At 36.3% G+C, this 6,000-nt stretch carries 5 protein-coding genes; 4 read left to right on the forward strand and 1 reads right to left on the reverse strand.

Annotation, left to right across the window (positions count from 1 at the left end; translation table 11 throughout):
- A complete protein-coding gene (locus tag HMPREF2876_RS10200) occupies positions 1-792 on the reverse strand; it encodes a LysR family transcriptional regulator (protein WP_083306998.1) in 792 nt (263 codons plus the stop codon).
- Positions 793-1,214: 422 nt separating this feature from the next.
- On the opposite strand from HMPREF2876_RS10200, the gene HMPREF2876_RS05920 reads away from it, so the two are divergent.
- The 4 genes from HMPREF2876_RS05920 to HMPREF2876_RS05935 form a co-directional block, all read left to right on the forward strand.
- Entirely contained in the window at positions 1,215-2,453 is a 1,239-nt protein-coding gene (locus tag HMPREF2876_RS05920) for an MFS transporter (protein ID WP_070584469.1), read from the forward strand.
- A gap of 186 nt (positions 2,454-2,639) precedes the next feature.
- Positions 2,640-2,762: a helix-turn-helix domain-containing protein gene (locus tag HMPREF2876_RS10915; protein ID WP_003042193.1), complete on the forward strand. Its 123-nt coding sequence runs from the start codon at positions 2,640-2,642 to the stop codon at positions 2,760-2,762.
- Entirely contained in the window at positions 2,756-2,962 is a 207-nt protein-coding gene (locus HMPREF2876_RS10920; protein WP_024053117.1) for a type 2 periplasmic-binding domain-containing protein, read from the forward strand. The genes HMPREF2876_RS10915 and HMPREF2876_RS10920 overlap by 7 nt, the downstream gene beginning before the upstream one ends.
- A 143-nt stretch (positions 2,963-3,105) precedes the next feature.
- Positions 3,106-6,000: Cna B-type domain-containing protein (locus tag HMPREF2876_RS05935; protein ID WP_070584472.1), on the forward strand; the 2,895-nt coding region annotated here is incomplete at its 3' end.

Consider the following 6,000-nt stretch of genomic DNA (forward strand, 5'->3'; position numbering starts at 1 on the left):
CTATTTAGTTTTCACCAACTCCTGTAAAATAGCTTTGTTCTTCTTCAAAACGGAAATGTAGAAAGTCTTGGTAGCTTCTTTGTCCGAGATAGGAATCTGGATACGTTGGCTATTTACAGTGGATTCTTCAGTGTTTTGTTGAGTAATATTGGTAGAAAAAGTTGGTAATGCAGAAGCATTTACTAAATCAACAAAGGCTGCCCGATCTTTTTGAACAATAAACTTTGTTTGCGTCAGTTGATTGACTAATGGCTGCCAAATGCCTAGATCCGAGCGCAGCAGCATAGTCAAATTAGCCAATTCTGCAAGCTTTATCTCTTTTCGTGTGGCATACGGGTGAGTCAAGGGAACGGATAAGTAAAGTTGCTCCATGAAAAGATCCATGGAAAGAATATGCTCTTTTTTGATAGGATAGTCTGTTACAATGAAGTGAACGTTTTCATCGTCCAGAGCTTTCTCCAATTCGTCATTCGTCTTTTGCTCAATTTGAATGTGTTGCTCCAAGCCCTTTTCTTTTATACGACTTTCCAGTTCAAAGATGGCTCCCGGTGCATTAACACCACCAAAAATAATACTTTCTTTTAATGCAAAATGTTGTACATCATCGAGAAATTTTTGTTTTTGTTTCAGGAATTTTTGGGTTAGTTTAACTGTTTGATGACCGGTTTCCGTGAAACTTAATTTATTTTTTCTTCGCTCAAAAAGAATAACTCCCAATTCATCTTCAAGCATTTGCATATTTCGAGTTAAGGATGGCTGAGAGATGAGTAGGACGTCGGCTACTTTAGACAAGGTTCCCTCCTATGATAAAACAATGAGTTGCTCCAAGTGTTGTAAATTCAGCATGATGTCTCCTTTTTGAACAATGAGTTGGACAGCTTTGACTATAGGTAAAATGAATACTAGTATCATCTATCGTTATTGTACAATTTTTTATTTATCTTGTAAAATGAGAGTAGAGAGCAGTACAAGTCGTTCAAAACTATTTTTTAAAAGCTCTTGACAAATCTATTTATCTATCTTATACTTAATACAATTAAATACAACTTTAATCATGTCCTGTGAGGCATAAAAGTAATCGTTAAAATGGATTAGTGCGCTAATCTACTATTTTGCTGTAAACTTTTGGCTCAGGATTTCCTGAGCTTTTTGATTTTTAAGGCTGTATTCAATTAATAAATGTAGTCTGTGAGCTACGATTAAGGAGAATGTGCATGTCTTTAGACAAAAATAATAAGCGAGCATTAGTTGCTGCAATTGTTGCATCAGGAACAGACGACTTAAATGTCATGTTCTTAGCTTTTTCGATGTCGTCTATCATTTCAGAATTGGGCGTTACAGGAGCCCAAGGGGGCTGGATTGCAACGATTACCAATCTAGGAATGTTGGTTGGTGGTTTGCTCTTTGGCATACTGGCTGACCGTTATCACAAGTTCAAAGTCTTTAAATGGACGATTGTTATTTTTTCATTGGCGACAGGACTGATTTACTTTACACAAAATATTTATTATCTCTATCTCATGCGTTTCATTGCTGGGATAGGTGTTGGCGGAGAGTATGGAGTTGCCATTGCGATCATGGCAGGAATTGTTCCTGTTGGAAAAATGGGACGCATTTCATCTCTGAATGGAATTGCAGGTCAGATTGGTTCTATCACTTCAGCACTTTTAGCAGGTTGGTTAGCGCCGGCACTTGGCTGGAAAGGCCTTTTCCTCTTTGGACTTGCGCCTATTGCTTTGGTTTTGTGGATGATGCTAGCGATTGACGATGATCATATCCGAGATAATGGGAATGTGAAATTAAAAGCAGAAGGCCGCCAGTCTGTTAAAATGAGTGAATTGTTTAAAACACCAGCTCTAACAGCTCAGACGGTAGCACTGATGGTCATGACGACGGTACAAATTGCTGGGTATTTTGGGATGATGAACTGGCTTCCGACCATTATCCAAACAAGCCTGCATATTTCTGTAAAAGATTCCTCACTTTGGATGGTCTCAACGATTTTGGGAATGTGTCTGGGAATGTTCACTTTCGGTCAAATCCTTGATAAATGGGGACCAAGATTTGTTTATTCAATCTTTCTTTTAGCTTCTTCTATGTGTGTTTACCTCTTCCAATTTGCCAATTCAATGCCGGCCATGATTATCGGCGGTGCGATTGTCGGTTTCTTTGTAAATGGAATGTTTGCGGGCTATGGCGCGATGATTACGAGATTGTATCCAGCTCATATTCGCTCCACGGCTAATAATGTCATCTTAAATGTCGGACGAGCAATTGGAGGCTTTTCATCTGTGATTATTGGGAAAATTTTAGATGTTTCAAGTGTCTCAATGGTTATGATTTTCCTAGCAAGTCTTTATTTGATTAGCTTTGCTGCCTTGTGGACGATTAGGAACTTAAAAGCAGAACGTTACACACAATTAGGAGAAGAATTAGTCGTAAAAGAAGCGTAATATACCAAGTTTTAATGAAAGTCTGTTCATTTGAATGACAGGCTTTTTGCATTTCATGATATAATGAAATCAGGCAAGTATAGGAGGAAATGGGATGAATTTTAAACAGCTGTCGTATTTTCAGGATATTGTTCGTACAGGAGTTTTACAGAAGCAGCAGAAGAAAATTTTATTTCGCAATCGGTCATGTCCCAACAGATGAAGTCGCTGGAAGAGGAGCTTGGGGTGATCCTTTTTGAACGCAAAAATCGCGGATTTCATTTAACGAGAGCTGAGAAATTTTTTATCAAAAAAGTCAACGGTTGCTAGAAGATTATAATGGCTTGGTAGCTGATACACAAGTTTTGACAGGAACACAGCCAGTTTCCATGCGGATAGGTCTATTGTGGGGAATGACAGAAAGCGTACTGCCCCAGATTTTAGCTGAATTCAAAGAGCGTTTTCCAAGTGTTCAGTTGGAGATCATGGTAGGAAGTCATGAAGAGATTGGCACGGAGATGGATGTTTAAGTCTATTAGATTATTTTGCGAAATATTAAAAAGTTTGTATTGTATTAATGACATATGGGGCTTGTAATAAAGTGATTTATGTCATATAATATATTCGTATAATTACATTAAATAAGTTGATATGTAATGGAAAAGAGGCAATTATGGTTAAAAGAAACAGAAAAATGGAATTCCTTTTATCTATCATGTTGGTGTCACTGCTATTTTTAGGGCATCTGGTTTCAGGATATACAACATTTGCGGATAATCAAGGCGAAAACAATTCTGAGGATAATGAATACAGTCTTAATCTCAGATTGTTTCGTCCTGATTTTTCCGATTTTGATAGCATATTTGCAACATACACAAATTATTGGTTGAATGACCCTGAACAAAAGGTTTTTGACCGAGATGAATGGGCATTAAAAGATTTTCTTGTTGAGCATGAGCTTCATATAGAGGGAGAAGCAAATACAGTTGTAAAAAATATGACATATACGGCAGAGAGCTACAACTGGGATGGAAATATATCCTTTGAAGATATAAAGATTCCATACAACAAGGTAGAAGTAGAATATTATAATAAAGATGACGGAAATCCGGTGGAGCCATATCTACTTCATTATGATTTATATCTTAAAAAAGCCGATGGAAAAATGATTCTGAAAATTCCAAGACTTGCACCAAAGGCAACATATACAGGTTCAATCGAAGATGCAAAATTGATTACTGTAAAAGAAATTAAAATTGGCGAAGCTGATCCTGAAAGGAACAATGTATATTTAGATGGTGTTTCAGGCGATGATAGCTTAGACGGGAAATTGGGCAGAGCTGTCAAATCTTTTGCTCGGGCAAAGGAAATAGCTACTAACAATCAGAAAATAAAGAGAATTATCGTAGTTGGAACAACATCTATTGCGGGGGATATATCTCTAGCTGGAACAAATGCAAAAATACTAAGAGGAAAAGACTTCAACAAATATTTGTTTAAGGTGGGAGCTGGTAAAAAGGCAACCTTAACTGATATAACAATTGATGGAAATTCTGACGAAAATATTGGTATCGAAAATTCCCTTGTAAGCCTTGAGGATAAATCAGAGCTGAATATTGGTAACAATGCTATATTAAGAAATAACAAAATAAAGGACATTCAGAATACTGCAACACGAGGTGGCGCAGTTAATGCTTCAAGTGCAACCATAAATATGACTGGTGGAAGCGTTGAAAACAATCAAGCAACATATGGTGGAGGAATTTATTTATATAGGTCCATAATGAATTTTTCCGGTGGAACTGTTCAAAATAATAAATCGAATTTAGTCATAGACTATGATTATGGTGAACAAAAATATTCGGCAGGTGGTGGAATACTTGCAAATGAGGGATCTACTATAAATATGTCCGCTGACGCAAAGGTATTAAATAATTATGCGAACGAAATTGGTGGTGGAATAAGTTTGGGTTCAAATCAATGGGGAGCTTCAAATATCTTAAAAATGAGTGGTGGAACAATTGATGGTAATACAGCAGGTTCAGCTGGTGGTGGAATTTTTGTTCAAGCAAAGTATTATAGTGGGGGTGCTTCCAAGGCTTATATTGCTGGAGGAAGAATTACCAATAACCAAATGGATGCCAGTGGAGTTACCGACAAAATGTTCGGCGGTGGAGGAATTTATGTAAATGGTGCGAATAATAATTATAATGTTCAAGGCGCTAACGGTGAGCTTTATTTAACTAATGTAGTAATTACTGACAATGAATCCAAATATGAGGGAGCGGGATATGCTTCTTGTCCAATATCAAAAACTAAAATTTATGTGACAAATGGTGCTGCTATATATGGAAATAAGACTGAATCAAATGTTAATGAAATTTATATTTTATGTAATAAGTATCTAGGGCTTCATGGGGGTGATCCAGAATATGATATTTCCAAAAGGATGTTAGGAGGAGTAGCATACAATTGGAAAAATAAGGACAATTCTCCTTTAGCTGAAAGTAAGCATAAAGGTATTCTAAGTAAGAATAATGAATATATAGCTTTACACACAGATGAAAAAGGTAATGAATTAACTTCAAATCTCGAAAAAGTATTAATTAGTGGCAACAAATCAAATACCCGAGGTGGAGGTATTGGTAGCAATGGTACTGTTACTATAGGTACAGAAGGAACGACAAGTGTGTCGGTAGAAAAGAAATGGATAGATGATAATAACGTTAATCAAAAGCACCCAGAATCAGTTACGGTTAAATTAATTGCCAATATCGAAAATAAAGAATATGAAATTGAAAACAGACAATTAAGTGAAAAAAACAATTGGAAAACGACTTTTACTGATTTACCTACTAAAGCGGGTGAAAAAGATATAACTTACTCTATAAAGGAAGTTAAAGTAGATGGGTATACTGGGAAAATCACAGGAACAGCTAAAGATGGATTTATAGTTACTAACACTAGAATACCCGAAAAGACAAGTATACAGGTAACAAAGGCTTGGGAAGATGGAAATAACCAAGACGGAAAAAGACCAAACAGTGTAAAAATCAAGTTACTAGCCGATGGAAAAGAAGTAAGTGGAAAGACATTAACTTTAACAAAGGCAAACAGCTGGACAGGATCGTTTACAGACCTTGATGAGTATAAGGACGGAAAAAAGATTGAGTATACAATCAAAGAAGACTCTGTCGGAAAAGGTTATGTAAGTGTAATTACTGGAAGTATGAAAGAAGGCTATAAGGTAACAAATACAAGAGAACCTGAAAAGATAAAAGTAGAAGGTAAAAAGACTTGGAATGATAAAAACAATCAAGACGGAAAGAGACCTGAAGAAATCACAATCAATCTGTTAAAGAACGGAACAAAGATAGATTCAAAGGTTGTTAAGAAGTCAGATGATTGGAAATGGAAGTTTGAAGGACTTGATAAGTACGAAAACGGACAAGAAATAACCTATACCATTTCAGAAGAAGCAGTAGAAGGATACTCAACTGAAATCAACGGATATGATGTAAAGAACTCTTACACACCCGAAAAGACAAGTATACAGGTAACAAAGGCT

The organism is Streptococcus sp. HMSC073A12, from assembly GCF_001812815.1.
Taxonomy (GTDB): Bacteria; Bacillota; Bacilli; order Lactobacillales; family Streptococcaceae; genus Streptococcus; species Streptococcus vaginalis.

What these genes read in the sequence shown, in the direction of transcription:
- HMPREF2876_RS05920 (WP_070584469.1), top strand. Translation starts at nt 1,215, where the DNA reads ATGTCTTTAGACAAAAATAATAAGCGAGCATTAGTTGCTGCAATTGTT.
- HMPREF2876_RS10915 (WP_003042193.1), top strand. Translation starts at nt 2,640, where the DNA reads ATGTCCCAACAGATGAAGTCGCTGGAAGAGGAGCTTGGGGTGATCCTT.